We start from the raw sequence: 25,985 nt of genomic DNA on the forward strand, positions 1-25,985 counted from the left end.
GTGATAGGGATGAAATCTAGACCGGAGGATAAGCGCCCACTTGTTGAACAAGATGCCGTTGAAGACTTTTGTAGTTGTAAAAGCCGTTGTCCCGATAAAATCCCGCATGTCGAAATTCCATCTCCGACGAGCTGTCTACCGATTAGCACACTAAAAGAGCTAAGAAAGAAAATCCATGCAGCCAATGAATTACTCCTTGACCTTGCGTTAGATGATGAAAGACCTGCGGAAGAAACATTTTTGAAGGTCTTCTCAGGTTTAGTAAGCTTGCATGTGGAAGTGGAAATTGATACAGGCCAAATCATAGAAGGAAAAGTCCATTTGGCAGGCTTTGATTTTGTTGTCCTTTTAGATCACAAGGTGGAAATCATTGTGCCATACCTTGTCATCCGTAACGTGAAACCGGTTGGGAAATTTGCTGAACCTGACCATGAAGCAGCTTTGCTAGCAATTGACCCTTGTCTTCGTCGTGACCTTACCTTTTGTTTTGGTGCTACTGTTGCCTCTTCACCAGAATTACTGCAACTGTTTTTCGAAATGCGGTTTACAATCTATTTATTGTTCTTAGAAGCAAAAACAATTGAACTCACATTAGGCGAAGAAATAATAACAGGGTTCGTGACAGATGTGAATAAAGAGACAATTGTTGTGAAGGTGGAAAAAGATACAAAAATCATCTCCACTGAAAAAATCACGATGGTAAAAGTAAAAAAAGAGGCTGGGACATATCAAAAAAAGCTGCATTATGGCTAATTCGCCGTGTGCAGTTTTTTTATATTTTTCCAATGTTTCTTTTCGAATTTTTGAGTGAGTCGGAGCGGAAAAAGGCCGACTCCTGCGGGATTCTAGCGCGAATGTTGAGACCCCACAGGAAGCGCAGCGGACGAGGAGGCTCAAGCGCGCCCCGCGGAAAGCGTGCCTTTTGGAGCGCAGAGGAACGGTCTATTTAGAGTTTTGTCCCAGCCTAGTTGTTAAGTGAATTTTGCATGTCTGTTTCCTCATACGGTTTAATCGTAATTGCTTTAATGTGATCGAAGTGAATGATGGTGAAAGGTACTACCGTCTCCAGATGCTTCGTTACAAGCAGTTCTGGCTCAGGTTGCAGCATGTCGCGATCTGTGACGACGGAGGAGGGAGGCGTGGTGGAAGCTTTGTTGGTGTTCTTCTGTGGTTGTTCGAACAGATTTTTCGACTGTGTAGCAGCTTTTCTTCTTTTCATTGGCTTCGCGATGTCCGTTTTGTGTTCACGCTCAAGCGGAGTGTTTGCTGTTATACATGCTCGAACATCCTCGATCTGCTCCGAATTCACCCATTGAAACCCGCAAATCATCGGTAGCGCAATTGTGATTGGCGAGCCAGAGGATTGCTCCATGCTATGCGGATGGACCGGGTGCAAAACCAAGCAATCCTGGTGTTCAACAAACTTTTTACATGAAAAGAGATGAGTGGTGAAAAAACCATGTGAATGGTCTTTGCCTATCGCTTTCAGGAAGGTGCCATCTTTTAAATAAATGATAAGAAATGGCTGTTTTCGTCCTGTACGATTAAAAAGGGACTGGATCTGTTGAAAAATAGCCTTCACGGAAGTACCCCCCTACCAAAATGTGTCTACTACTATTCGCGTAGTCGAGAGAAAATAGAAATCGCTTCGTAAAATGTTCAGTTGGATTTTATTTACAAATGCAAGGGCCTGGGCATCCGCAATGGTGTTTCAAATGATTGATTTTATCCAATGAAAATAGGATGGTTTGGCTTTTCCGTTTCATATTGCCTTGATCCATGCTCTCTTGTTCTTCAGTCTCCTCTACATCCTTTAACTCCTCAGCATCCTCGGCTTTAGAAACATTTTTTCGCTTGGTATCATTGTGTGGAGATTTAGATTCGACGATTAATTCAACAAAATTTGAACCTACGTGACATATCTTCCCTCGGATGACTTGATCATCCTCTAATTGAATCTCGACTTTGCAACCAATCAGTTGTCGAAGGCGAAAGTTCAAGCCGTCTTGCAATCCGCCTAAACGGAGTCTGAAGTCATCATCGCAAATAAATCTTCTACATGAATGACGGTGGCAGCAAACACATCGGCATTGGTGGCGATGATGCTTGCATGAGGAATCGTGACAGCCTTTACAACAACGATCTTGATGGCAACATTTACAAGAATGACAGCTAGTAGCTTGGCAACCTCTGCAACTACAATCATCATGGTGACCTTTACAGTGGCACCCAGAATCATGCTGGTGGCAAGAATGACACTGTTCGTCGTCATCCTTTTCAGATGCGTAAGCACCCTCATAACCATTTTGATAAGTACGGTCGTGCATTTTATCTCTCCTTTCTGTAGTTTTATGAAAATGAAACGCTGGACAAGAATTGAGTTTTTGTTTGAATCATTACATTATATGAATAAATGTTTGAAACCCGTGGACAAAACGACTAGTATCAGATGATTTACCGGTTTTCCTTAATGCTTGTAGGAGAGCGGGTGTCTCGCTTCACGCGAGAGTGGATAACTTTTTCTTGCTGCGACGGATGAGCATTTGTTCTATTCTTTATTGTATGAAAACTTACTAGCATTAGTGGTAGAATAGGGAAAACCAATGCTTGAGGCATGTGCAAAAAACATTGCTATTCATCTAACCGATGTGAATGGTGATAGATTGCATTAGTGGATATGTATACTTCTTGAAGACTTGATTTCCCTTGGGAAGTAGGGGCTATTTGCTGCGTTGAGTTTGGAAGTAAACGATAAAAGGGGAGGAAACGTTTTGACTTTATTATTAAAAAATGTACGTTTGGAAACAGGGTATTTGTATGATGAAGCGTTTGTTACAGCTACGGAAACGAAGATCGTTGATGTTTTGATTGAAGATGGAAAGTTTGTTGAAATAGCGCCAACGATTGAGGCAAGCGGTGCAGTAGTGATAGATGCCAACAAGCAATTACTCGTTCCGTCGTTCAAAGAAATGCATATACATATCGACAAAACATACTTCGGTGGTGAGTGGAAAGCGCCAACTCCCGCAACAGAAGGGATTTTTACGCGTTTAAAAGAAGAAGCAACACTGTTACCGAAACAATTGGATGTAGCGGAAGAGCGAGCTCACGCAATGGTGCAGCATTATATACAAAATGGACATACACATATTCGTACGCATGTGAATGTTGACCCGCACATTGAGACGAAACATATGGACATCACGAAGCGTGTGTTAGACAGTTATAAAGCGCAAATTACGTATGAAATCGTTGCATTCCCGCAACATGGCGTATTGCGGAATGGCCCAGCATTTTTATCAATCTTTGAGAAAGCATTGCAAATGGGAGCGACGCATATTGGAGGGGTAGACCCCGCTTTAGTCGATCGGAATAGCGGAGAAGTGTTGAGAACAACTTTTGACTTAGCCGAAAAATACGACTTGGCCATCGACATTCATTTGCATGAACGCAATACATTAGGGGAATTTCAGATCTACCAAATCCTCAATGAAATGAAACAAAGGTCTTTCAACAAGGAAGTAACCCTCAGTCACGCATTCGCATTTGCAGACTTGCCGCAACAAGCATTAGACCATTTGATCGAGCAAGTGGCGGCAAATCATGTTGATGTGACAACAACGGTTCCAATTGGGGCAGCTCCGATTACCATCCCTGTGAAATATATGTATGATCGCGGCATAAACGTTTCATTTGGACACGATAGCTTAATTGACCATTGGTCGCCTTTTGGAAGCGGGGATACGATTCGAAAACTAAACCAGTTTGTTCAACGTTTTGGTTATATTGACGAGTGGCATATCGGCCAGTCGTTGAAATATGCGACAGGCGGATTAACGCCATTAACGGACACTGGCGAGCAACAGTGGCCAAAAGTTGGGGATGCAGCAAATGCACTACTCGTCGATGCCGTTAGCTCTGCGCATCTAATTGCGAGACAATGCCCGATTTCGACAGTCATTTCAAAAGGGACCATCATTCATGAAGAAGAGATCGAGCTAAAGGGGGAATTCCGATGAGCACATGGCTACGAAACGTTCGACTGGAAATTGGGGAAACAACATATGAAGATGGCAGTATTCAAACCGTAACCGATTTGTTTCATATCCAAGTGGTAGAGGGAAGCATTCAGACGATCATTCCCGCAACTGAAAATGTGCCAGATGAAGATGCAGTGGATATGGAAGGGAAATTGGCGCTTCCTGCATTCAAAGATCTACATAATCATTTGGATAAAACCTATCTCTCAATCGGATGGAGAGCTTGTCGCCCCGTAAAGAGTTTAGCTGAGCGATTGGCCCTGGAAGCGGCTGAGTTAGAGGAACTTGCTGAAACAGCGGAACAAAGAGCATCTGCCATGATTGAACTCCATTTGAGCAATGGTGTGAATCATATACGCACGCATGTCAATATTGATCCTTTCATTCAATTAAAAAATTTAGAAGGCGTTAAAAAAGCACTGAAAGCTTATGAGCAATACGTAACCTATGAAATTGTTGCGTTTCCTCAACATGGCTTGCTAGCGCATGAAGAAATGCCGGACTTATTAAGACAAGCATTGGCATCTGGTGCAACAATCTTAGGGGCACTTGACCCAGCTGGCATTGATAAGGACATCGAAAAGTCCTTGCAAGTTACGATGGATATTGCGAAAGAGTACAATGTCGATGTCGACATGCATCTGCACGACAGAGGACAAGTAGGTTTTTATACGATGGATAAATGGCTGGACATGGTGCAAGAACAAGACTATAAAGGAACCACTGCTTTTAGTCATGCATTTGGTTTAAGTGCCTTGACGCCTCCTATGCAAAAGCAATTTGCAAAAAAATTAAGCGAGCATAACGTGGAGATTATGTCTACCATCCCTATTTCTATAAACTCTCAGCTCATTCCGATCGATATACTGCGAGAGGAAGGCGTTAAAGTTGCATTAGGCTGTGATGGCTTTTTTGACTCTTGGAGCCCTTATGTTCCTGGAGATGTTCTGGAGAAAGTTCATAATTTCTGTGACTACACAGGGAAATCAAGCGAACGGTCGTTACGCGAAAGTTTAAGTTTGATTACACAAGGCGTAACCCCTTTGAATCGTGAAGGTGAACAAGTGTGGCCAAAGGTTGGCGATGAGGCTAGTTTTGTATTTGTAGATGCAAGCTGCAGCGCAGAAGCCGTTGCAAGACTACCGAAGAACAGACAGTTGATGCATAAAGGGAAGTTGTATAAATAGATTGTAGTGTATGAACTGAATTAAGTTACACGCAGGTGTCTGTTGCAAGTACTTTTTAGAAGGTATTACTTTTCAACATACTATGGGGGTTATTACTTGAAAGTATTGGTCATTGGTGGAACATCATTTATCGGTCGACATATTGTTGAGGAGTTGTTACTCAACGAACATGAAGTAGTTCTATTCAATCGCGGAAAAACAAATCCAGATTTATTTCCAACGTGCCGTCGCATTGTGGGGGATCGTCGTACGGATATGGATCAGGCTGCCCTCGAACATTGGGATGCTGTCATTGATACAAGTGGTTATACGCCGAATGATGTAAAACCTGTTATTGAGGCACTGAGAGAAAAGAGCGATCATTATACATTTATTTCAACGATTTCCGTTTATGATGATTTTTCAAAAGGCGATGTAAATGAGCATGGCACGATTATTACACATACTGTCGAGACGGATGAAGTGACGGGTGTAACGTACGGTCCGCTAAAGGTAATGTGCGAAAATGAAGTGAAGAATGGTTTAGGCGAAAAAGCTCTTATTGTTAGACCTTGCATTGTCGTTGGTCCGGATGACCCAACAGATAGATTCACCTATTGGGCTTTGCGAACTGTGGAGGAAGGGCCAATTGCCATACCGGGAGGAAACAGGAAAGTACAATGGATTGATGTACGTGATTTGGCAAAATGGATTGTCACCATGATTGAGGGGAAGAAAACAGGGACTTTTAATGCTGCTTCCGAACCTGTTGCATTCGAATCATTCATTGATGCATTAATTGCTAAACAAGGAATTGAGACAATCGCCATTTCGGATACGATTGTGGCAAAGATAGAGACGGATGCAAAACATCGTTTCCCATTGTGGATGCCTATTTCGGAACAGTTTCCACAAGGCTTTTTTATTGTAGATGCATCTAAAGCTGTGCAAGAAGGGCTTTCGATTCGTCCCCTTCATGACACTGCTGAGGACACAAGGAAATGGGCAGTGCATCTTAAATCCGAAACATGCAAAGTTGGTCCAACGACCGAAATCGAGAAATTATTACTTGAAACTGCTGCGAGAGACGGAATGTCAAATTGAAGACTGATTGTTTCGGTGCCTATGTGAGAAACATTCATGTTTATTCAACCAATATGTATGGTAATTTGGAAGAAATGAATTAGCCTAATCCCTATAACTTCGTGTTTGTATTCACATGTAATTGTAGTGTATTAACTGAATTGAGTTTTGTATAGGTACCTGTTGCAAGGCTTTGAGGGAATTAAACAGTTGACTGTATTGACGACCATTGAATATCAGGAATGGCATCTTGCTTTAAACCCTTTCGTCATCCAGACGAAAGGGTTTTTAAACAGCTGCCATTCAAGCATTTTTAACGTTTTGTCCCAGCCTTCTTCAAACTCGATTCATGTGTAAATACAAATAATTATTAATCACATGAATCGAAAATACAAATCTCTTGTTCTTTCATTTGCTCATCAATAAAATCTTTAAATTCTTTTAATGCTACTTCTAGATTTTCCATGTGTTCTTGTCTTTCAGTGTCTGTTCCTGCATCAACAAAAAAAAGAAACTCTTTATCCGTTGCAGACTCAAGAACTACAAAGTCATCTTGTGGAACTTGGGAGGTTAACATACTTCGCACCGAACCAGAGTGTTTAGAGATAACTGGATAAAGTTCAGTAATTGTTTTTAGCATGTTTTCTTTTTCCGAGCTATTCGTTTCGGCTATATATTTCTTTTCAATGTCTACGATTTTTTGATAGTTATCAATTAGTCCATAAACGCTCATGAAAAAGGATTCATTGTAAACAGTTAATTTATGGTTCTGTTCTTTTATTATAATTATTGAAATTAGGTTGGTCAGAACTAAGAGCGCAACTAGTATTTTTAAAAAACCTATCTTTTTCAATTAAATCATTCCTTTCATTTACATCTAAAGATACTATTCCGCGCTTTCCACAGATACAGGTTTAGTAACTATAGCTTGAGTTTCTTCTGAAAAGACTCCAACCACAAGCAACAAACCGACCCAAAAACAACTATTCCTTGTAGTATACATTTTTAAACACAGGATAATTTTAACTTGTATAGCGAGTAAAGTAAATAGATGGTTTTGTGAATTCATCAAAAACATTTTTATTGAATTAATGATATTAATATCAAAATATACTAGTGTTACTTTCAAAATAGATAATATTTGTAAGTACATACTCTTCAAAATTCTATTAATATAAAAATGAAACTTTTTAGTTTATTATCACGACTAATCGGTATAAGGGAGGGAAGGTCGATGAAAATAAGAAAAATCGCCATGGTTTTACTCGTCGCTCTTAGTTTAGCTGCTTGTGAAAATCAACAGGTAGTCGATGAAATCGGAGACATTAAACCAAATTATGAAGGTGCATATACAGCTCCTACCATCAATAATTTTGCTGGAATAGTAAACGGTGGAACTGCAAGATATGCAACTGGAAATGTATTTACAAGACACTCGCTCCAAGGAAGAATGAACCGGGCCATTGAGGTATATCCTGGATCTACATACGTACCAGATCTCCCGAAACTGCAGAAAGGCTATTATGCGGAAATCCTTTTTGAAGAGGTGAATAAACACGGAGAAAAACCAAAAGAGCTGTACGCCATAACGACGAGAGATCCAGAAGAAGCGAAAGTAGATATACCGGATAAGCCAGGTAAGCTTTTTCGCTATACCCTTACAATTCGAGATGAAAATGATGAATTTAAAGATCGCCGTTATGACCCTTTGTTCACAACATTTGAAGACTATAATTTTGTTATGAATGTCCGAAAACCTGTTTATAATCAGTATGAAAAAATCACTTTAAACATTGAAAATTGGGGACCCAATTATCTTTCTATTAGTAAGGATTGGAAATTATTCAAACTAGAAAGCGATGAGTGGATGGAAGTTGAATTTCTTATAAAAAATAAGACTGTTGGAGAACCAGCGATTGAGCCATCGGCATGGAATATGGATTATCTTGCTATTGGCCCAGATGCTGAATTGCTAGTAGCAGACACAGATAAAACTTTTGTGTTCAATCATGTTCATTTGCAAAAAGGCCTATATAAGATCCAAGGTAAAATGGGTTCTGCTGAGCATGTCTTTTATTTGGAGGATTCGTTTGAGGTTAGATAGGGTGTTAGAGCATAAGAACATGGGCAGATTCCCAACGTGGTCATAGTCTTTTGTATAATTTTATAGTTATTATAAATAAAGATATTGTACAGAGGACAGACTTCTGGACAATATCTTTTTCTCTAGTGGAAATTAGCTGCCTTGTTTTAACTACCTCTACATGCGGCACTCTATTAAAGCTTATCTTTCTCATAATCACTTGATACTTTTAACAAGTTCAATAAACAGATCAATCATCGGTGAACGGGCTTCTACATTCCAGGCAATGCAGTTCTTCATAGTAATATCACAGTTTTTTATAGGGAGGAATACTACTTCTTCTCGGTTGAAGTAGTTGACCAGCTCAGGAACTATCGCAATGCCCATATTGGCTGCGATTAGCGGGATGATGGTCTGTAGTTCATGTGTCCTTTTGCTGATGTGCGGATGGAAGCCTGCAGTATTGCAGATATTAATAATAGTGTCGTAATAAGCCGGACCGATTTCTCGTGGTGTCATGATGAAGTTTTCATCTTTCACTTGCTGTAAATCGATTCCTAAGACTTCTTTGGCTAACGGATGGCTAATAGGGAGAGCCACCTTGTATGGATACTCCGCTACCACATTCGACTCAATGTTCTTCTTTTTGATTGGTCCAGGAAGTAGCCCGATATGAATTTCTTTTTTCTCAAGTGCCATTAATTGTTCTGCTGTTGGCATTTGTTCCAATTGCAATTGAACATTAGGATGGTGCTGTTCATAAATTTTTAGAATTTTGGTCAACGTCCCATAGTCAGGACCAAATCCAATCTTTAAGGTTCCTAACATTCCATTATCTATCAGTTTCGTATTTTGTATGATTGAATGCAAGTTACGATTGATTTTTACGGATTCCTTGTAAAAATAGTGACCCGCTTCTGTCAGAACTACTTTCCGCTTCGTACGGTGAAACAGTTTCACTTCCAAATATTCCTCTAATTTAAAGATTTGTTGACTAAGAGGTGGCTGTGTCATACCTAGTCTCTTAGCCGCTCTTCCAAAATGAAGCTCCTCTGCTACTGCAATGAAATACATTAGTTGTCGAATTTCCATCATTTTCTCCTATTAATTCTTTTTACATATTAGTAGTTAACAAAAATCGTATTGGTAATATTTATTAGTATACCGTAAACTAAGTTTTATGAATAGTACGCAATCCATTATTATTATATGGAAGCGCATACAAAGGGGGGCATGTAATGGAAATGGAATTTAACCCGAATTTATTATGGTATGTGATCGGGTATGGCGTCTTCATGATTGTTCTGGGGATTATGTATTCCAAAAAAGTATCAACAAGTGATGATTTCATTTTGGCAGGAAAATCGCTAGGACCTGTCGTTTTGATGGGGACATTGCTAGCGACATGGGTCGGCAGTGGGACGGTCACTGGAGGACCTAATTCTCTTGCGTATTCTTATGGTCTCTGGCCAGCCGTAGGATATGTGTTGCCGTCTTTAATTGGGATTTTTGTTCTGTTTTTGATGTCATCTAAAATCAGGAATTACGGCAAGTACACAATTTCAGAAATTCTTGAAGTGAAATATGGGAAATTTGCAAGCATGGCAGCCGCTATTATCATTATCTTGGCTTATGTCGGAATTGTTTCCTATCAATTTAAAGGGGTCGGTTTCATCCTTCACGTATCTACAGGTGTTTCTGTAGAAACCGGTACACTAATAGGCGCGGTTATTATTATCTTCCTTGCTACGATTGGCGGACTGATGTCTGTTGCGCCTACTGATGCATTTAGCGCATTTTTGGTCTTGATTGGTTTGATTGTTGCAGTGCCTATCGTCATTTCAGTTGGAGGGGGCTGGGATGAGATTATAGCTACAGTACCTAGTGAAAATTTAGATTTATTAGGGAGTCTGACACCACTTCAATTTCTAGGATTCTATATCCCAGTCCTGTTCCTCTTGCTTGGGGATCAAAATATGTATCAGCGGATTGCTGCTTCGAAAAGTGACAGCACAACAAAAGTCGGTACAGCTGGCTGGATTATTGGCATGCTAATTTCAACTCCTCTAGTCGCTGTCATCGCTTTTAGCGCACGAGCGATTTTTCCAGAGATCGATCCGGGAATGGCCCTAATAGCTACAACGCTTGTTATACCGACATTTGTAGGTGGCTTGTTAATATCTGCCGTTACCGCCTTCATTGTCACAACTGGGAACTCGTACTTGTTATCAGCTTCAACGAATATCACATACGACATATACGGAAAGTACATTAATAAGAATGCAAATGATAAACAAAAATTGATTTTTACAAAGGTACTGATCCCGGTACTCGGAATCATTGCATATGTATTAACAACTTTCTTCCCATCTGTGCTTTCAATACAGATGTATTCTTATACGGTTTATGGTGCTGGTATTACGCCTGCACTACTCGCTGTTTTAATATGGCCAAGTGTCACGAAGCAGGCTGGAATCGCTTCTATGTTAGTAGGGATTGCGACAACATTAGGGTGGGAGCTTGCAGGAAATCCATTCAGCATTAATAGTGCTATAATTTCCATTCCAATAGCTATTATTGTGTTAATCATTGTTACTTTAGCGACTAAACAAAAGCAGTACAACGTTTCCATTTAATTTAGAAAGGATGATTTCATGAACCACAGAATTCAGACACTTCGGAGCGACTTTTCTTCAATAGGAATTGACGCTGCGATCATTATGAACTTCGAGAACCAATTCTACTATTCAGGACTAAAAGCAATCACATATTCGCGTCCCATTGTTCTTGGTATCGATCAAAATGAAACGCATTTAATTATCCCCTCTTTAGAGGAGGAACATGCTAAAGACAAGACTGATGTTGATAAATTGTATGTGTATCATGAAACAAAATTGGAGTCGAGTAGAGGGGAATCCTACCTAGATTACTTCGTACAGATGCTTGCCCAGTTCTCCCCAAATGCTCGTATTGGAATCGAATATTCATCCTGTCCAGTTATATTACGAAACATTTTAGCCGATAAAGGTTTTACGTTACTCAATGTGGATTCATACATCGCTGAAAAAAGGTTTATCAAAGATGATGTGGAACTCAATCTTATTAAAGAATCAGGTAGACTTGTCAGCTTAGCGTTAAAACACTCTCTTGAAAACGCGAAGGCTGGAATAACAGAAATTGAATTGGACCAATATGGGAATTCTGCTCTTTTCGATGAAGTGGCCAGGACACATCCGAACTCGACGTTAGATTTTTTTGTCATGTCTCCTTCAGGCGTCAAACGGACAAATATGCCACATGTATTCTCCAATACTAGAAAACTAGAAAATAACGATATTATTATCCATAGTAGACAAGTTGGTTTCAATGGATATCGGGCAGAGTGCGAAAGAACCTTCTTCATTGGAGAGCCGACAGCTGAGCAAAGGAAAGTATTTTCTGTTGCCGTCGAAGCACAATTGAAAGCCTTAGAGGAAATTAAAATAGGTATGAGAGCCAGTGAGGTAAACGAAATCGCACGACAGATCATTGCAGATGCGGGATACGAGAAATATATGAAACACCGGACTGGCCATGGAATTGGAATTGGTTTACACGAGGAGCCATCTCTACGTTTTGACAATGAACTAGTCCTACAAAAAGGAATGGTCTTCTGTGTTGAACCAGGTATTTATGTTCCTGGCATTGGCGGGTTCCGTCACTCAGATACAGTCATACTTTCGGATAAAGGAACTGAATTGATCACACAGTATCCTTATTCAATAGAAGAATTGATAATCGAAAAGCGGTGATATATAGAATGGTAGTGTGTCGGTGTGAGGAACATTCGTGTTAATTTAACCAAAACAAATGGTTATACGTAAGAGATTAATAAACCTAATATTTACCAAAAAACAGGTACCTGTGTACGTACATGCGATTAATTAACTAAATTAATTTCAACACACAGGTACCTGTTATTTTTCATATTTTAAATCTATTGTTCAAATTTTCTAGTAAAGTATATTTGTCATATTTTCACTGATACGCAGCACAAGTGCGCGTGATTCGAATGTCTTACTGCCTCTAATTTCAGCCTCTGCAACTCATTTTTGAACTATTTGGACAAAATACACGGAATTTAACTAAACACCCCTCACAAATACCGATCCAAAAACTCCCGTATAGCACGAAACCCAGTAACCTGATTCTCCCGCTTCGTAAATCCATGCCCTTCATCTTCAAAAATAATATACTCCACTGGTACGCCGTTTTCTTTCACTTTTTCTACAATGTCGTCGGACTCGGCTTGTAGGACGCGTGGGTCGTTTGCGCCTTGTAGGACGATGAGTGGTTTGTTGATGTTTTCGGCATAAAAGAGTGGCGAGATGCTGCGGATGTAGTCCGTTTGTGTGTAGGGATCGCCGATTTTTTTGTAGAGCAGGTCACGACTTGCTTCCCACCATGGCGGAATGCTTTTTAGTGTGCGTTCCCAGTTGGATACGCCGAATATGTTAACGCCGACATTGAATGCATCCGGTTGGAAGGTGAGGGCTGCAAGTGTCATGTAGCCGCCGTAACTTCCGCCGATGATGCCAATCCGGTTTTCATCGATTTTGCCGGTTTCAGTTAAGAATGTCTTCCCCTCAATACAATCCGCTAGGTCGACATCGCCGTGCTTTAAGTCAGCTGCCTTGAAAAAAGTCTTCCCATATCCTGAACTCCCTCGGTTGTTCACAGCGAGTACAGCATACCCGTGATTGACCAAATACTGGATCATCGGATTGAAATCGACGGTCGATTGGCCACCAGGTCCGCCGTGTACCCAGATGAGCGCAGGTGCTTTTTCTCCGTCTTCCAAGTGTGGTTCATAGTAAATGGCAGGTATGTCAAGGCCGTCGAAAGAAGGGAAGTGAACAACTTTTGCATGGACTAAATCGTTCTCGTCAATTTCAGGGTTCAGTGTGTTTGTTAAGCAATTTAGCGTTTTTGATTCAAACTCATATACATACAAGTTTGCAGGAGCTGTTGACCGGTTTACTAAAAACACCATATATTTCTCACTCTTTGAAATGGCTAAACCGCTAATTTGCCCTTCAGGAAAATCAGTAATTTCAACCGCTTTGCCTGTTGCTGTTTCTAGCACCTTTACTTCCGTTTTTCCGTCATGATTTACATAGTAATACAAGTATTTATGAGTAGGAGAGAAACGAGCGGCTACAATTCCCCAGTCTTCTTTCGCTACAACTTCTGTCTTGCCGGAAGTTAAACAAAGCCGCTTCAAGTATAAGAACTCATGCTCTTCGTCCGTTAAAAAGTATAAGAATTTGGAATCCAAATCGAATGCGACAGGTTGATAGTGAACGTCGCCGTCATGTTCTGACATGTACTTCACGCCGTCTTCTTTCGTATAAATAATCATATCGGAATCATTTGCTGTCCGTGGCTTGTGTAACGCAACGTATTTTTTGTCATGAGAAATCGCGGCAACGTAATAACCGTCTTCATTTGTAAACAGCAAAGTCGGTTCCAATGTGTCGATATTCATTTCATACAAATCCATATACCGAGGATCGCGCTTATTGGATTCATAGAAAAAGGAGTTCTCATCCAGACTCCATCGATGAAACTCGGCTTTCTCTTCTGTACCAGGTGTCAAATCGATCTGTTTTCCATCTTCCTTTTGCATATACAGATGCGTAATTTCATTCCCACCTTGGTCGCTGCTGAACAGAAACTTGCGGCCATCCGGGAAATACCCCTTCGGAATAATAAAATTGTCATCTGAGCTTGTCAGCTGCTCGACCTTGTCGCCCGAACGGGAAAACGCATACGTATTGTACACACCCGAACGGTTACTGCCTACTAGAATTTTTCCATCATCAGGAGAAATCGATACCCCTATCAAACTCTCGCAATTCACAAATTGCTCAATCGAATACTTCTTCTTCACACGAATCATTTCTTTAGCCCCTTCCTTTTTCCATACACCCACTTAAAATTTTATAGTATTTCGACTGTTTAAACAAATATTATTGAAAAAATAACCTAATATTTAATGAACATGGGAAATAATATTAACCAGCAAGGCAAGATAGTAATTATACAAAGCCATCTATCACTATTTTTACAAGTTGAAGTATAGTGTTATCGGAAAACAAGCATATTCTTTATAGACCAAACTACTAATAAAACAACAACCTAGCTTCTGTAACGTAAGCTACCATCGAAAAGAAGCATGATTGTCCACTTAGGAGATTCATGCTTCTTTTTTTGAATACAGGTTTATTCATGAATTCTGTCTCCGATTTCCCGCGGCTTGGCAAACAGCCGGTTTAATTTGACATTAGTAATTGCGAAAAGGGTATACAAGTGGAAAGGGAAAAACAAACATTTTCATCAAAGCTATGGTATAATTGACGTAATTAATAGACAGGCTTGCACATATACATACGTAAAAGGATGTGATATGTGTGTGCAATCGGGAGGGGAAAGATATGGCAATAAATATCAAAGAAGTGTATAAAGATACAGACGATAAGTTGATTGTTGATGCTAAAAAATACAATTCAAAAGTTCCCCGGATTGAAGTGGTTGACGGCAAAGTTAAAATAGACCTTAATGATCCTCTTCAAAAGAAATGGTTTGAGGAGTTCGAAAAGTAATTAATGGAATTAAAAATTGGCGATATCTTCTGGTTAAATTATATTAATCCTAGAAATAACGAACATGATAGGAGACCAGTAGTTGTCTGGGCATTTGAAGATGAACGTTTTCTAATAGCAGCTTTTGCAACAATTACTACATCAGAGATAGAGGACTTTGATGGTAAGTATGATAAATGGAAATCTCCTATTTTTAGATGGCGTGATGCGGGGTTGTACAAGGAATCTTATGTTAAGGCAAATTGTATAGCTAGTGTGGACAAAACAGCATTTATTTCTGAAGATTATATTGGTGAAATGGCTAGGGTTGATTTGAATAATGCTCAATCAAAAATAAAAGAATTTATCAATTCAGATGAAGAACCTTGGTAAGCATCCTCCATGGGTGCTTTTGTTTTGTAGATTAATAACATTATTATCCTAAAGTAAACAAGCGTCAATAGCCAAACCCAACACTAAATCAAGCACAATTTTTCGTCCGTGGAGATTGTGGATGCAGTTTACTCACACAACTCTAACCCCTATAATCTTTGAAAAGGGGGATTAACATGATCCGTTTATTAACTAAAAGAAATACGAAACAAGCTGCCACACTACTCGCGATGGCTTATCCAGGGATGCAAATCGCGGGTGAGGAAGCTCAACAAGCATTTATTGAACGACTCAACTTGGAAATTGAAACCGAAAATAACTTAAGCTTCTACGGGCTATTTACTGAACAAAACGAGTTAGTAGGCACATACAAACTTCATGATCTTCAAGGGAATGTAAATGGGAAGATTGTTCGTGTCTGGGGAATCGGCACTGTAGGCGTGCACTTTTTCCATAAAAAAGAAGGAATTGCGAAACGATTGCTGCAGCATTTTCATGAGGTGGCTAGAAGTGAAAATGTCGGGATCGTAGCGCTTTACCCATTCAACACGACTTTTTATCAAAAGATGGGGTACGGGTATGGACCGACACGCTATCAATATAAACTGAAGCCTGCAAGTTTTCCGAGCAGTGGCGATCGAAAAAAAGTGATCATGCTGTCTCCCGAAAATGAGGAAGAGATTGTTGCCGTGTACAATAAATTCGCATCGCTGCATCATGGCATGATTGAACGGACTTGGCATGAACGGAATTTGATTAAGAAAAAAGCGACATATTATGCGGGTGTTTATGAAGGCGATGAGTTGGTTGGCGCGCTTGCCTATGCATTGCTGCCTGTGAAAGATAGTCATTTTCTACATCATGAGATGACGATTTTTGAGTGGGTATGGACGAAGCCAAGTGCTTTCATGGACTTGTGTGCGTGGATTCATTCACAACAGGATCAAGTCGAACGTGTCATCGTTCGGACGCATGACGAGTCACTCATTTATCAACTGGAAGATCCCCGAAACGATAGCAATCATCTGATTCCGAGTGTTTATCATGAAATCGGAACGGTTGGCATTGGGCTCATGTATAGAATCAGCTCGATCGAGTCATTTGTCCAGCAAACTAATTTTCATTCCTTGGAGCGACCTGATCACCCTGCAACGATTTCTTTGTTCGTCCAAGATACATTTATTCCCCAGCAAAATGGGAGTTACCATTTGTCATTCAGCCAAGATCGTTGGAGCATAGAAAAGTCATCAGATTCTTTGGAAGAAGTCGATTTGAGCATTGCGATTTCAGATTTAAGTTCGTGGTGGATGGGGTGTGTCAGCATGGAACAGCTAGTTCACTATGGAAAAGTGAATGTGGATAAATTGTCGGCTAGGCAGTTGGATCGATGGTTTAAGCCTGAAGTGAAACCTGTTTGTTTGACTTCGTTTTGAAGAAGCTGTGAACATCCTAGTTCCATACCTTCCAGCAAACCATACTCACCTTTTCCGGAAAGTTATTGCCTGTTACCTCATTTATAAGCAGTGAAGCACAAATTCTTACCTTCGAGAATCTGTGCTTCTTTTTGTGATAGCAAGATATATCTTTCAAAGTCGTCGTAATTATCGTATAATTAACTTAATATGTATGTATCGACAAATCAAGGTAAGCAGTCCTGAAAATCATGGAAAGTAGTTTGAAGTGCTATTTTACGTAAAGGAGGTGTAAGACGAATGGTGAAAAAGCTGCTAGGCATTCTTGCGATAATTGGATTAATTGCAGCATGTAGTAACGAGGTTAATCAAACAAATAATAATCTTGAAGAAGAAGTGGAAAAAGAAATTCCAGAAAATGATAAAAATCAATCGAATTCAAAAGATGATGTGGTTGAAGAGAATGAATCCAGCATGGAAATTCATACAGGCTCTACAGAAACAATTAGTAGAAAGACTGAAGGTCAGGATCAGGAGATTAATGTTATTAATTATCATATAACACCATATGGGATTGCCTATCAATTAGACGAGGTATTTGGTGTTCCTGAAGTGGTCAACAACCAAATATATTACACATCTCAAAACTCTGGCTATAAGATTACATTAGAAATAATCGAACACACAAATCTCGAAAAAGCTGTATCGAACCTGCAAGAAAGATTTGAAAGCGAAGGATATGAAGAAAGTTTTGAAGACGGTTATGAATTGAAAAGCACGCCGGTTGAAGAAAATGGTTTGATAGGAAAAACACAATTATATGGCGATCATCCAATGACAGGATTTGTTGCATATGAGATTGATGAACATGCACTCGTGGTTACTTTTCAATATCAAGTAGAAGGTGCAGATGCGATGAACCCACTCTTAGAAGACTTACGAAAATCGATTCATATGCAATAATTATTTCACCAACAAAGCACGTTTTATCAATACTATCCATTTGCGTGCACGCCGAATGAAAAAGGGTAAAGTGAATGCTTTATCCTTTTTTTTAACCCCATTCATGTGGATTTTTTATTTTTAAAATCTTATTCGATCTTTATTTGTCGGAATTCCATTATTTACTTTTTCCCATTTGCCGTTGTTAAATCGTTCGTACTGTTTAAAAGCAAAAGGTAATCCATTTGCAGTAGCGATGTCACTACTGTTCCTCGTGTGATGAATGATTGTCCAATCTGATAGGATAGGTAAGTGAGAGGGGTGTTACTCATGGAACTAAGCAAAATTCCGTACTATGAAAAAGAGTCACTGAAATTTCAACCTATGAAACATATGCAAGGAAGGATTCAAGAAATGGAGCAGGCATCGAGTGAAGGAGCAGATGTTGCTAATCGCTGAAAAGACATTGTCGAGCAGCTTAAAGACGAAGTATATCCGGTAGTTCACCCGATCGGGCGGGAGACATTTTCGCTGTTTGCTGAGTTTCCGTCTGGGATCTTTGAGTATGCGCTGGATATTGACGAGGCTACTTCAATAATTAAGAGGAATCAGCTTAAACCGTTCATGTTTCAGCCTTCATCGGTTATAGAGTCGGTGGATGTGGGCAATGTCAACACAGACACGAGCAACATAAAAACAAACCACAAAAATCCTATCATGGTTCTTCAAAGTCAATATGTAACTGAGGGAAAACCTTATTGTATTAATGGAAACCACCGCATCACGGAAGCATTTAAAAAACAAGCGGATCACATTGGTGTATTTGTCTTTCGTGATTTGGAATTTGTCCCGTTTTTTTATGACAATCTGAGCAAGGCTATTTATTATTTGGAGATTGATTACCACAATGTCGTCAAGAATGAACGGCAGCTGTTGGCGGAACAGCAGACTGCGTTTGTATATGAATTCTAAATGATAAATGTTTGATGTAATCACGCTTACGATGTCGGAAAGCCGTTTAAACATATGACGGTGACTGATAGAATGAAGAAGCAAGTATAATAGATTTGATATTCTTATTGTGGAGGTGAAGTGAAGACATGGAATCGCTTTTTTCCGATATTGGCTATTATTTCATGCCGATATTAGCAATTGTTTTTTGTCTTAACCTAGTAGCCATCATAAAAAAAGCAAAGAACGACCAAACTACTACTTTAAATACATTTTTAATGACAACATCTTTTGTATTTATCGTATGGACCATTGCTTATCTCACTATGAATCGTAATTAATCGAATCAGATACGAGCGACAATCAACCATGCAATATGACGCGAAAAATTAGGAAGAATATACCGAAATGCTGGAAGATTATTGGCGGAAAGAGAAGCTGTTTGCTATTCGGCAAATTTACGGTTTCTTTGTCCGATCTTCACAGCATTCGCGTGATACAGATTTTTCGGTACATCGCTATGACTTTTTGGTTTTCGTTTTTCCATTCCTTGCTTCGCGTAGGAAGCTTGAATTGTTTTTCCATTTCGGCTTTTAGACCGGCTAACAGTATATCCTTTTTCGGTTGGTCGAAAAAAATGATTCGTTCATATTCTTTTTGGTAATCCGCTAGTGACTTACCTGTCATGTTATTGCCACCTTTTTTTGCAGTTAGGAAAAGATCAAATCTTTTGCAGTATTATCAACAACAAGGTTAAGACATCGTTTTTTCATCTAAGCAAGATCCAAGCAATTAGTGGTGCCAGTATGGAGCTCAGCAGGGCATTGAGTGACATGGAGACGGAGCCCATGGAAAATGCCAGCTCTCCATATTCGACAGCTTTTGCTGTTCCGAGTGCGTGCGAGGCGCTTCCGAGAGCGATTCCCCTTCCAACCGGGCTATGCACTTTCGCCCAATTTAAAAGGAGAGGCGCTAAGATTGAACCGAATATGCCGGCAATCATGACGGCGACGACTGCCATCGAAGCATTGCCGCCTATCCCATCTGTAATTGCGATTGCAACAGGTGTCGTGACGGATTTGGGAAGGATGGAAAGACTCAATGTATGGCCCAAGTTTGTTACTTTAGCAAGAATGGCGACGCTCAGCATTCCGATCGTTCCAGCGAAAGTGACACTGACAAAGATAACCACTGCATGCTTACGCAAGAACCTTCGTTGCTTATAAAGCGGATAGGCAAGTGCTACAACTGCCGGTCCAAGTAGCGAATTGATCCATTGACCGCCCTGCATATAGCTTTCGTAAGGGATTTGAAAGGCAACAAGGATAACGATAATTAATATTGTCGATGTCAACACAGGAAGTAAAAATGAGTAGTGGAATCGACTATAAAGTTTTGTCATAAAAAAATAACTGATGACTGTTAACAGAATCATGAGTGCTGCGAATAGGATTAGTTGCATTCGGATGCCTCCTTCTTCTTTTCTGTCCTTTTCTCCAAACGTTGGGTGAAAATACCTGAGATAACGATTGTAATCGCCGTACTTACTACGACAATTCCAAGTAGCAGCAATCCTTGCCACGATAGCAGGGAAGGGTAGTTCATGATGCCGACCGTCATCGGGACGAACAAAAGCGTTAAAATACCAAGTAAAAACCCTGCACCATCTTCAATCAATTCAACAGGAATCACCTTCAAGGTTAGGCAAATGAATAATAGGATTAACCCGATGATGCTCCCTGGAATAATGAGATGAAAAAGGTTTTGGATAATAGTACCGATATAAGAAAATATGAAAAGTATGCCGATTTGTAGGCAAATACGTATAACTTTCATCTTTACACTGTCTCTAAAGAGACAACTTCCTTCTTTCTGTATAAGAGTTGTTCCTTGTATGGTTATTTGCATGAAGTGAATGTAGTAGCAAGGATTTAGAGATTATATCACTAGTAAGTGTGAGGTTCAATGATACGAATGTCTGTGGCGGTATGAAAATGTGTCGGTGCCTGTGTGAGAAACATTCATGTTTATTCAACCAATATGTATGGTTATTCGGAACAAATCAATTAGATTAATCTCTATAACTTCTCATTTGTATTAACATGCAATTGTAGTGTATGAACTGAATTAATTTCATGCAGATGCCTAACAAAATATTACAATTAATAGTAGAAAATAGAATCAGATAGGAGCGACAATAAACTATGCAATATGACGCGAAAAATTATGAAGAATATATCGAGATGCTGGAAGAAGATTGGCGGAAAGAGAAGCTGCTTGCGATTCGGCACATGATTTTGGAGTATGCCCCTGAATTGGAGGAAGTGATTCGCTATAAGATGTTGAATTACGGGAAAGACGATCACTATATCTTTGCTCTTAACGCGCAGAAGCATTATGTAAGCCTTTATGTTGGGACCGTCGAGAAAGTGGAAAACTCTGAAACTTTATTAGCGGGTTATAATTATGGTAAGGGCTGCATTCGTGTGAAGAAGACGATTAAGATGGAAAATACCGGATTGGAGCAGTTTATCCACAAAACGATTGATATGTGGCGTGCTGGGGAGGATACGGATTGTTGATGGGCAAGACTTTGTCAGGATACATTGATAGTTTTTAGTATGTGAACTTTTTCGTTACATGAAAAAACAGGAAAATGGAGTTTGTATAGTGAAGAAAAATAAATTAATGAGCATCGTAACCTTATTAGCAATTGTGTTGGTAGGAACGTCAGCATGTGCCAATACCTCAAACGAGGCGCCAATCGAAGCAAATCCGTCAAAGTCTGGTGCAGTGGAAGGCAACAATGATGGTTCGGTCGATGCTTCTGCGAGCGCTGACGATGAAGAACTGGATACTACAAGTTCAGAGCAAAATGCGAGTGAACAGAAAACGCAAAAGAATGAAAGTGTAAATCCACTTTCTCAGTATTCGAATGAACACATTGAATACGCGCGTGTTTGGCTACAACTTGGACCGAATCAGGATATCGATGAATTAAATGTTCGCCATATTCCAGCTGGCGAACCGATAAACCCTGATGATGATGATACGAGTGCTGACTACCCAGAAGACGTTATTCAGTTAGCGGGGAGCCGCTTAGTAGATGGTTCCGTTACGTACAGTGGAAATGGCGATGGTACAATTACTGTTTATAATGTTCCATTAAGATGGGATGGAAACTATCCTGCTGGCGAAGATTTTTACAGAGATTTAATCAAAAATACCAAACTGGTGTCTATTGATCCACACGAGGATGAAAAAGTGATAGCGCTAATCAAATTGATAAATGTGCAGCAAAATTAGATGCGTTTAAAGAAAAAAAAGTAACTACCTTGCTAACTGGCCAGTAAGCAAGGTAGTTATTCATTCGTGCAATGATGGACCGCACTTCATGCGGACATCTGGTGGGTCGACTGGATGTTCGTTTACCCGGTCTTCTTAGGAAAATGTACGTTTATCTTGCCTCAACATTGCTTGGATTTCTTCTTTTGAGTAGTAAAATACTTACCCCTTGAGCAATAAACATGATGTAAATTAATAAAATCATATAATCCCTGTAAACGTCTATAGTGATATTATCAAAGAAACGATAATAAATTTCTATGAGTAACCATCCAATTGGGAAGACGGCCGCCGAATACTGATAAGATTTCAAAAGGATTTTTTTCTCTTGCTCGTCTTTTGCCTTACTCGCATATCTAAACGTTAACGATAAAAATAGCAAAAAGACAGGGATTAAAAATAGGATGATAGAAGATAGTATAGTCAATGTTTTCCTCCAATCTAAATGAGTTGTGGTTCTATATTCCCTATATATCAACTTAAATGTAAAATAATTATAGTTTAATTCAAGTGAAAAGTAAAGATTGTTTAAATATTATAGACTTGCGTGATAATTAGCTGTGCAATAAATAGTGAAGTAGGTTGAAGATGTTTGTGAACGTAATACATGATTCAACGGATACAAACAGGCGTGATAAATTCTTTTCAGATAGCTCCATGAAAGTTGGAGTCCATGGTTGAAGTCCGAACAATACTCGCGCTTACTTACCGACGACATAGAAAGTCGATAATGCAGGCTCATTCGTTAATGTACTGTAAAGTAAAGCACCCGTAAATCAGGTGATTTATGATCTTACTCTCACCAGTGAACTTGCAGTTTATTGCCACTTGGGTCGTAAAAGTGGAAAAAGGCATGGCCATTATCTTCTTTTATTGCCTCGACCTTTACTTGATGATCTGTTAAGTGTTGGTGAAACTTAGCTAATTCTGGACTTGTAAAGCCGATGCTAAATTCGGGTTCGTTCTCAATGGTGAAATGTGAGAATGTTTCATCCTTAGTAGGAACTAAAATTAGTAAAAAAGGTCCTTCATTTACTTTTACGATTGCACGTTCCTCCGTATGGGTTAGTAACTGAAACCCTAATACATCTCGATACCATTGCACAGATTCCTCCAAATCCTTTACAGGAATTCGAATGTAATGTACTTGATCGATGAATGATGGACGCATTGTTTTCACTCCTCGTTTGAGTTGGATTTTCGAATCGCCATTCCCTTTCCTCTAATTACACGGAAAATTTAGGTAATCATAGTTTAGCATAAGTTTTGTTAGTTGTGTCCGTACCTGTGCAAGAAACATTCACGTTTATTCAACCCAAATGTGTAGTTATACAACTAAAAAAGATGAATCTACTACATACGCATTTGTCTTTTATAAAACATGCAATTGTAGTGAATTGACTGAATTCAACCATGCACAGGCACCGTCACATTATCTGGTTACAAAGCCTACCGGGTACAAGCTAAATCTCGACAATAAATGAAAACAGAATTTGAAATAAATTCATTGAAACGCCGGCCACCTCCAAACAGGTGTCTGGCGTTTTGCTTGCTAGTAGACAATACAGCAATGCCATATAAATCGATTTTATCATTCCGTGCAAGTCAAAGAAACTACTCGACACGCTTACAACCGTGAATCATACTTTCTCTGAATGAGCACCGTCCACTACATGTCACAATTTTCCTGCCGACCGTTAGTAGGTTTCTTCTTTCGGGTATGCTAAACTTTGAAACGTTCAAGAGGTAATGAAGAAGGTGGAATTTAGATGAAAAGAACGGAGCATCAGCAGCAACAAAAACGCAAGAGGGCGGAAAAGAAAGGGACGATCATGAAAAGGGTTATCCGCATCTTATTCGCTGGAATTCTACTTGCGACGATTTGTAGCGTTATTATCATCAATCTATTAATTGCAACGAGTGATGTGAGTAAACTAGAAGAACCTGAACCAAGACCGACTTTTATTTATGATCAAAACGGGGAGGTTGTCAGTAAAATCTCTCATTCCAATATAGAAGGAGTTTCGCTGGACGACATTCCGAAAGAGTTGATTGAAGCGGTTATTTCTGTGGAGGATCAGCGATTTTACAAACATCATGGGATTAATTATGTCGGGGTTGCACGCGCTTTTATCAATAACTTGTTCGAAGGTGAGGTCGTTGCAGGTGGGAGTACCATTACACAACAGCTCACCAAGAATGTGTTTTTATCGCAGGAGCGGACGTATTCACGTAAGTTTAAAGAATTGATTCTTTCAAAGAAGATTGAGCGAACGTATTCGAAAGATGACATACTGGAACGTTACCTCAACCAAATCTATTTCGGTGAAGGGGCATGGGGTGTGCAACGAGCTGCGCACATCTATTTTGGGAAAGATGTCAGTGAGTTAACGTTGAGTGAAAGTGCGACGTTAGCTGGATTAATTAAGGCGCCTACTCATTTATCCCCTTATAAAAACTTGGAGAAGTCGGTGGAACGACGCAATGTTGTTTTATCGTTAATGAAAAGTGAAAAATACATTAGCCAAGCCGAGTTCGATAAAGCGATTGGACAAGAAATTGTTTTAGCGGATGCAACCATGACAAATTATAAAGGGAAATACCCCTATTATATTGACCAGGTTGTTGACGAGGCGATTCACACGTACAAACTAACGAAAAATGAAGTGCTAGCTGGCGGGTTACATATTTACACGGAAATTAATCCCGTCATTCAAGATGCGCTGGAAGAAGTGTATGCGGATGACCAATATTTCCCCGAAAGTCAGGCAGATCAACTCCTGCAAAGTGCGTCGGTTTTCTTGAATCCTAAAACGGGTGGCATTTCGGCATTGGTCGGGGGGAGAGGTGAGTACACATATGGGCGCTTTAATCATGCGACCGAGCTCATTCGGCAACCGGGGTCGACGTTAAAACCTCTGGCCGTCTACACAGCTGCGTTGGAAGAGGGCTATCAAATGGCGGATTTGCTTGTTGACGAACCGATCAACATAGATGGGTATTCCCCAAGAAATTTCGATCGCAAATATCGAGGGCAAGTGACCATGTACGATGCCGTCGCTCACTCGTATAACATCCCTCCCGTCTGGCTGTTGCAGCAAATTGGCATTGAAAATGGAGTACGCACGGTTGAACGGTTCGGCATTCCTTTGGCAGAAGAAGATCATAATCTAGGGCTCGCCTTAGGAGGCTTGCATAAAGGGACATCACCGTTGCGAATGGCACAAGCTTTTTCGGCATTTCCGAATGATGGCGTTATGATACAAGCTCATGCAATTGTAGAAATAAAAGATTCAGAAGGCAAAGTCCTTGGAAAGTGGCAGGAACAGTCAGTAGAAGTGACAGAAGCAGAAGTTGCCCAGCAAATGACGTATATGCTGCAAGGTGCAGTCGAAGAAGGTACGGCAAAGAAAGCACAAATTGCAGGTGTTGACGTAGCGGGTAAAACAGGTACGACCCAGCTCCCATTCGAAGGCGTGGACGGGTCAAAAGATCATTGGTTTGTCGGTTACACACCGGACATTGTTGGGGCAGTTTGGCTCGGGTATGATCAAACGGATACGACCCACTATTTAACGTCAACGAGTAGTTTCACAGCTCCGCCCATTTTCGCCGAAGTCCTATCAAAATCAAAAAGTGAATTGCCGACCAAGCAATTCGACTTACCATTACTCGCAAAAGCTAAAAAAGAGCTAGAGAAACAGCAGGATAATCAACAACGAAAGCAAGAAAAAGAGAAGAAGAAAAAGGAAAAGAAAGAAGAAAAAGAACGGAAAAAGCGGGAGAAGAAAGAAGAGAAGGAAAGGAAGAAGCGAGAGAAGAAAGAGGAGAGAGAAAAAAAGAAACGGGAGAAAAAGAAAGAGGAAGAAGAGGAAGAGGAAGAGGATTAGAAAATTTCGATAGTACATGACGATGAAGAATGTGAGGTGCTTTGATAAGTTGTTGCC

General features: G+C 40.0%; 26 protein-coding genes. 16 read left to right on the plus strand and 10 right to left on the minus strand.

Annotated features, from left to right (window positions below):
• The first annotated feature begins 9 nt into the window (after window positions 1–9).
• Entirely contained in the window at window positions 10–753 is a 744-nt protein-coding gene (locus ACVHUV_RS08270; RefSeq protein WP_462086692.1) for a hypothetical protein, read from the plus strand.
• 211 nt (window positions 754–964) lie between these two features.
• Here ACVHUV_RS08270 and ACVHUV_RS08275 read toward each other — a convergent pair whose 3' ends face one another.
• Window positions 965–1,582: a hypothetical protein gene (locus ACVHUV_RS08275; RefSeq protein ID WP_462086693.1), complete on the minus strand. Its 618-nt coding sequence runs from the start codon at window positions 1,580–1,582 to the stop codon at window positions 965–967.
• Between the two features lie 435 nt (window positions 1,583–2,017).
• Complete coding sequence (locus tag ACVHUV_RS08280) at window positions 2,018–2,206, minus strand: hypothetical protein (protein WP_462086694.1); 189 nt, start codon at window positions 2,204–2,206, stop codon at window positions 2,018–2,020.
• A 565-nt stretch (window positions 2,207–2,771) separates the two neighbouring features.
• On the opposite strand from ACVHUV_RS08280, the gene ACVHUV_RS08285 reads away from it, so the two are divergent.
• The 3 genes from ACVHUV_RS08285 to ACVHUV_RS08295 all read left to right on the plus strand — a co-directional run bounded on the left by ACVHUV_RS08285 (window position 2,772) and on the right by ACVHUV_RS08295 (window position 6,310).
• Window positions 2,772–4,019 (plus strand): amidohydrolase, encoded by a 1,248-nt coding sequence (locus ACVHUV_RS08285; RefSeq protein WP_462086695.1) that lies wholly within the window; start codon window positions 2,772–2,774, stop codon window positions 4,017–4,019.
• Window positions 4,016–5,227 carry an amidohydrolase gene (locus ACVHUV_RS08290; RefSeq protein ID WP_462086696.1) on the plus strand — a complete coding sequence of 404 codons (1,212 nt, stop codon included), beginning with the start codon at window positions 4,016–4,018 and terminating at the stop codon, window positions 5,225–5,227. The genes ACVHUV_RS08285 and ACVHUV_RS08290 overlap by 4 nt, the downstream gene beginning before the upstream one ends.
• Before the next feature lie 96 nt (window positions 5,228–5,323).
• Window positions 5,324–6,310, plus strand: a complete 987-nt coding sequence (locus ACVHUV_RS08295) for an NAD-dependent epimerase/dehydratase family protein (RefSeq protein ID WP_462086697.1) — start codon at window positions 5,324–5,326, stop codon at window positions 6,308–6,310.
• Between the two features lie 349 nt (window positions 6,311–6,659).
• Here ACVHUV_RS08295 and ACVHUV_RS08300 read toward each other — a convergent pair whose 3' ends face one another.
• Entirely contained in the window at window positions 6,660–7,142 is a 483-nt protein-coding gene (locus tag ACVHUV_RS08300) for a hypothetical protein (RefSeq protein ID WP_317945446.1), read from the minus strand.
• Between the two features lie 381 nt (window positions 7,143–7,523).
• On the opposite strand from ACVHUV_RS08300, the gene ACVHUV_RS08305 reads away from it, so the two are divergent.
• The gene (locus ACVHUV_RS08305) at window positions 7,524–8,393 is read left to right on the plus strand and encodes an immunoglobulin-like domain-containing protein (protein ID WP_462086698.1); all 870 of its coding nucleotides are present in this window, start codon (window positions 7,524–7,526) and stop codon (window positions 8,391–8,393) included.
• A gap of 195 nt (window positions 8,394–8,588) precedes the next feature.
• Here the strand turns inward: ACVHUV_RS08305 and ACVHUV_RS08310 are convergent, their stop codons facing one another.
• Window positions 8,589–9,464 (minus strand): LysR family transcriptional regulator, encoded by an 876-nt coding sequence (locus tag ACVHUV_RS08310; protein ID WP_462086699.1) that lies wholly within the window; start codon window positions 9,462–9,464, stop codon window positions 8,589–8,591.
• Window positions 9,465–9,610: 146 nt separating this feature from the next.
• Between ACVHUV_RS08310 and ACVHUV_RS08315 the strand changes: the two genes are divergently transcribed.
• Both ACVHUV_RS08315 and ACVHUV_RS08320 read left to right on the plus strand, forming a co-directional pair.
• Entirely contained in the window at window positions 9,611–11,008 is a 1,398-nt protein-coding gene (locus ACVHUV_RS08315) for a sodium:solute symporter family protein (RefSeq protein ID WP_317945441.1), read from the plus strand.
• Window positions 11,009–11,026: 18 nt separating this feature from the next.
• Window positions 11,027–12,163 (plus strand): M24 family metallopeptidase, encoded by a 1,137-nt coding sequence (locus ACVHUV_RS08320; RefSeq protein WP_317945440.1) that lies wholly within the window; start codon window positions 11,027–11,029, stop codon window positions 12,161–12,163.
• 344 nt (window positions 12,164–12,507) lie between these two features.
• On the opposite strand, the gene ACVHUV_RS08325 is transcribed toward ACVHUV_RS08320, so the two are convergent.
• Window positions 12,508–14,313 carry a S9 family peptidase gene (locus ACVHUV_RS08325; protein WP_462086700.1) on the minus strand — a complete coding sequence of 602 codons (1,806 nt, stop codon included), beginning with the start codon at window positions 14,311–14,313 and terminating at the stop codon, window positions 12,508–12,510.
• 535 nt (window positions 14,314–14,848) lie between these two features.
• On the opposite strand from ACVHUV_RS08325, the gene ACVHUV_RS08330 reads away from it, so the two are divergent.
• From ACVHUV_RS08330 to ACVHUV_RS08355, 6 genes are all read left to right on the plus strand, one after another.
• Window positions 14,849–15,016 (plus strand): hypothetical protein, encoded by a 168-nt coding sequence (locus tag ACVHUV_RS08330; protein WP_462086701.1) that lies wholly within the window; start codon window positions 14,849–14,851, stop codon window positions 15,014–15,016.
• A 3-nt stretch (window positions 15,017–15,019) separates the two neighbouring features.
• Window positions 15,020–15,388 carry a type II toxin-antitoxin system PemK/MazF family toxin gene (locus ACVHUV_RS08335; RefSeq protein WP_462086702.1) on the plus strand — a complete coding sequence of 123 codons (369 nt, stop codon included), beginning with the start codon at window positions 15,020–15,022 and terminating at the stop codon, window positions 15,386–15,388.
• A 176-nt stretch (window positions 15,389–15,564) separates the two neighbouring features.
• Window positions 15,565–16,821 (plus strand): GNAT family N-acetyltransferase, encoded by a 1,257-nt coding sequence (locus ACVHUV_RS08340; protein WP_462086703.1) that lies wholly within the window; start codon window positions 15,565–15,567, stop codon window positions 16,819–16,821.
• Window positions 16,822–17,100: 279 nt separating this feature from the next.
• Window positions 17,101–17,763 carry a hypothetical protein gene (locus ACVHUV_RS08345; RefSeq protein ID WP_462086704.1) on the plus strand — a complete coding sequence of 221 codons (663 nt, stop codon included), beginning with the start codon at window positions 17,101–17,103 and terminating at the stop codon, window positions 17,761–17,763.
• A gap of 309 nt (window positions 17,764–18,072) precedes the next feature.
• Entirely contained in the window at window positions 18,073–18,201 is a 129-nt protein-coding gene (locus ACVHUV_RS08350) for a hypothetical protein (protein WP_462086705.1), read from the plus strand.
• A 201-nt stretch (window positions 18,202–18,402) separates the two neighbouring features.
• Window positions 18,403–18,714 (plus strand): hypothetical protein, encoded by a 312-nt coding sequence (locus ACVHUV_RS08355; RefSeq protein ID WP_462086706.1) that lies wholly within the window; start codon window positions 18,403–18,405, stop codon window positions 18,712–18,714.
• A 459-nt stretch (window positions 18,715–19,173) separates the two neighbouring features.
• On the opposite strand, the gene ACVHUV_RS08360 is transcribed toward ACVHUV_RS08355, so the two are convergent.
• The 3 genes from ACVHUV_RS08360 to ACVHUV_RS08370 all read right to left on the minus strand — a co-directional run bounded on the left by ACVHUV_RS08360 (window position 19,174) and on the right by ACVHUV_RS08370 (window position 20,529).
• On the minus strand, window positions 19,174–19,380 hold the full coding sequence (locus ACVHUV_RS08360; protein ID WP_317945424.1) for a hypothetical protein: 207 nt from the start codon (window positions 19,378–19,380) through the stop codon (window positions 19,174–19,176).
• Window positions 19,381–19,462: 82 nt separating this feature from the next.
• Complete coding sequence (locus ACVHUV_RS08365; protein ID WP_462086707.1) at window positions 19,463–20,155, minus strand: LrgB family protein; 693 nt, start codon at window positions 20,153–20,155, stop codon at window positions 19,463–19,465.
• Window positions 20,146–20,529, minus strand: coding sequence for a CidA/LrgA family protein (locus ACVHUV_RS08370; RefSeq protein WP_462086708.1), 384 nt, complete (start codon window positions 20,527–20,529; stop codon window positions 20,146–20,148). The genes ACVHUV_RS08365 and ACVHUV_RS08370 overlap by 10 nt, the downstream gene beginning before the upstream one ends.
• Window positions 20,530–20,897: 368 nt before the next feature.
• Here ACVHUV_RS08370 and ACVHUV_RS08375 point away from each other — a divergent pair, with 368 nt between their 5' ends.
• Window positions 20,898–21,275 carry an iron chaperone gene (locus ACVHUV_RS08375; protein WP_462086709.1) on the plus strand — a complete coding sequence of 126 codons (378 nt, stop codon included), beginning with the start codon at window positions 20,898–20,900 and terminating at the stop codon, window positions 21,273–21,275.
• Window positions 21,276–21,363: 88 nt separating this feature from the next.
• Window positions 21,364–21,999, plus strand: a complete 636-nt coding sequence (locus tag ACVHUV_RS08380; protein WP_462086710.1) for a YdeJ family lipoprotein — start codon at window positions 21,364–21,366, stop codon at window positions 21,997–21,999.
• Between the two features lie 151 nt (window positions 22,000–22,150).
• Here ACVHUV_RS08380 and ACVHUV_RS08385 read toward each other — a convergent pair whose 3' ends face one another.
• Window positions 22,151–22,465, minus strand: coding sequence for a hypothetical protein (locus ACVHUV_RS08385; RefSeq protein ID WP_317945410.1), 315 nt, complete (start codon window positions 22,463–22,465; stop codon window positions 22,151–22,153).
• 372 nt (window positions 22,466–22,837) lie between these two features.
• Window positions 22,838–23,209 carry a VOC family protein gene (locus ACVHUV_RS08390; RefSeq protein ID WP_462086711.1) on the minus strand — a complete coding sequence of 124 codons (372 nt, stop codon included), beginning with the start codon at window positions 23,207–23,209 and terminating at the stop codon, window positions 22,838–22,840.
• A gap of 598 nt (window positions 23,210–23,807) precedes the next feature.
• Here ACVHUV_RS08390 and ACVHUV_RS08395 point away from each other — a divergent pair.
• Window positions 23,808–25,928 carry a transglycosylase domain-containing protein gene (locus ACVHUV_RS08395; RefSeq protein ID WP_462086712.1) on the plus strand — a complete coding sequence of 707 codons (2,121 nt, stop codon included), beginning with the start codon at window positions 23,808–23,810 and terminating at the stop codon, window positions 25,926–25,928.
• Window positions 25,929–25,985: the final 57 nt, after the last annotated feature.

The sequence above is a fragment of the Sporosarcina saromensis genome, assembly GCF_054901285.1.

Bases quoted from the DNA above. Each gene is read 5' to 3' on its own strand.
- ACVHUV_RS08270 (WP_462086692.1), top strand. From the start codon at position 10: ATGAAATCTAGACCGGAGGATAAGCGCCCACTTGTTGAACAAGATGCC.
- ACVHUV_RS08280 (WP_462086694.1), bottom strand. From the start codon at position 2,206: ATGATTGTAGTTGCAGAGGTTGCCAAGCTACTAGCTGTCATTCTTGTA.
- ACVHUV_RS08290 (WP_462086696.1), top strand. From the start codon at position 4,016: ATGAGCACATGGCTACGAAACGTTCGACTGGAAATTGGGGAAACAACA.
- ACVHUV_RS08305 (WP_462086698.1), top strand. From the start codon at position 7,524: ATGAAAATAAGAAAAATCGCCATGGTTTTACTCGTCGCTCTTAGTTTA.
- ACVHUV_RS08310 (WP_462086699.1), bottom strand. From the start codon at position 9,464: ATGGAAATTCGACAACTAATGTATTTCATTGCAGTAGCAGAGGAGCTT.
- ACVHUV_RS08315 (WP_317945441.1), top strand. From the start codon at position 9,611: ATGGAAATGGAATTTAACCCGAATTTATTATGGTATGTGATCGGGTAT.
- ACVHUV_RS08320 (WP_317945440.1), top strand. From the start codon at position 11,027: ATGAACCACAGAATTCAGACACTTCGGAGCGACTTTTCTTCAATAGGA.
- ACVHUV_RS08325 (WP_462086700.1), bottom strand. From the start codon at position 14,313: ATGATTCGTGTGAAGAAGAAGTATTCGATTGAGCAATTTGTGAATTGC.
- ACVHUV_RS08330 (WP_462086701.1), top strand. From the start codon at position 14,849: ATGGCAATAAATATCAAAGAAGTGTATAAAGATACAGACGATAAGTTG.
- ACVHUV_RS08335 (WP_462086702.1), top strand. From the start codon at position 15,020: ATGGAATTAAAAATTGGCGATATCTTCTGGTTAAATTATATTAATCCT.
- ACVHUV_RS08340 (WP_462086703.1), top strand. From the start codon at position 15,565: ATGATCCGTTTATTAACTAAAAGAAATACGAAACAAGCTGCCACACTA.
- ACVHUV_RS08345 (WP_462086704.1), top strand. From the start codon at position 17,101: ATGGTGAAAAAGCTGCTAGGCATTCTTGCGATAATTGGATTAATTGCA.
- ACVHUV_RS08350 (WP_462086705.1), top strand. From the start codon at position 18,073: ATGGAACTAAGCAAAATTCCGTACTATGAAAAAGAGTCACTGAAATTT.
- ACVHUV_RS08360 (WP_317945424.1), bottom strand. From the start codon at position 19,380: ATGACAGGTAAGTCACTAGCGGATTACCAAAAAGAATATGAACGAATC.
- ACVHUV_RS08365 (WP_462086707.1), bottom strand. From the start codon at position 20,155: ATGCAACTAATCCTATTCGCAGCACTCATGATTCTGTTAACAGTCATC.
- ACVHUV_RS08370 (WP_462086708.1), bottom strand. From the start codon at position 20,529: ATGAAAGTTATACGTATTTGCCTACAAATCGGCATACTTTTCATATTT.
- ACVHUV_RS08375 (WP_462086709.1), top strand. From the start codon at position 20,898: ATGCAATATGACGCGAAAAATTATGAAGAATATATCGAGATGCTGGAA.
- ACVHUV_RS08390 (WP_462086711.1), bottom strand. From the start codon at position 23,209: ATGCGTCCATCATTCATCGATCAAGTACATTACATTCGAATTCCTGTA.
- ACVHUV_RS08395 (WP_462086712.1), top strand. From the start codon at position 23,808: ATGAAAAGAACGGAGCATCAGCAGCAACAAAAACGCAAGAGGGCGGAA.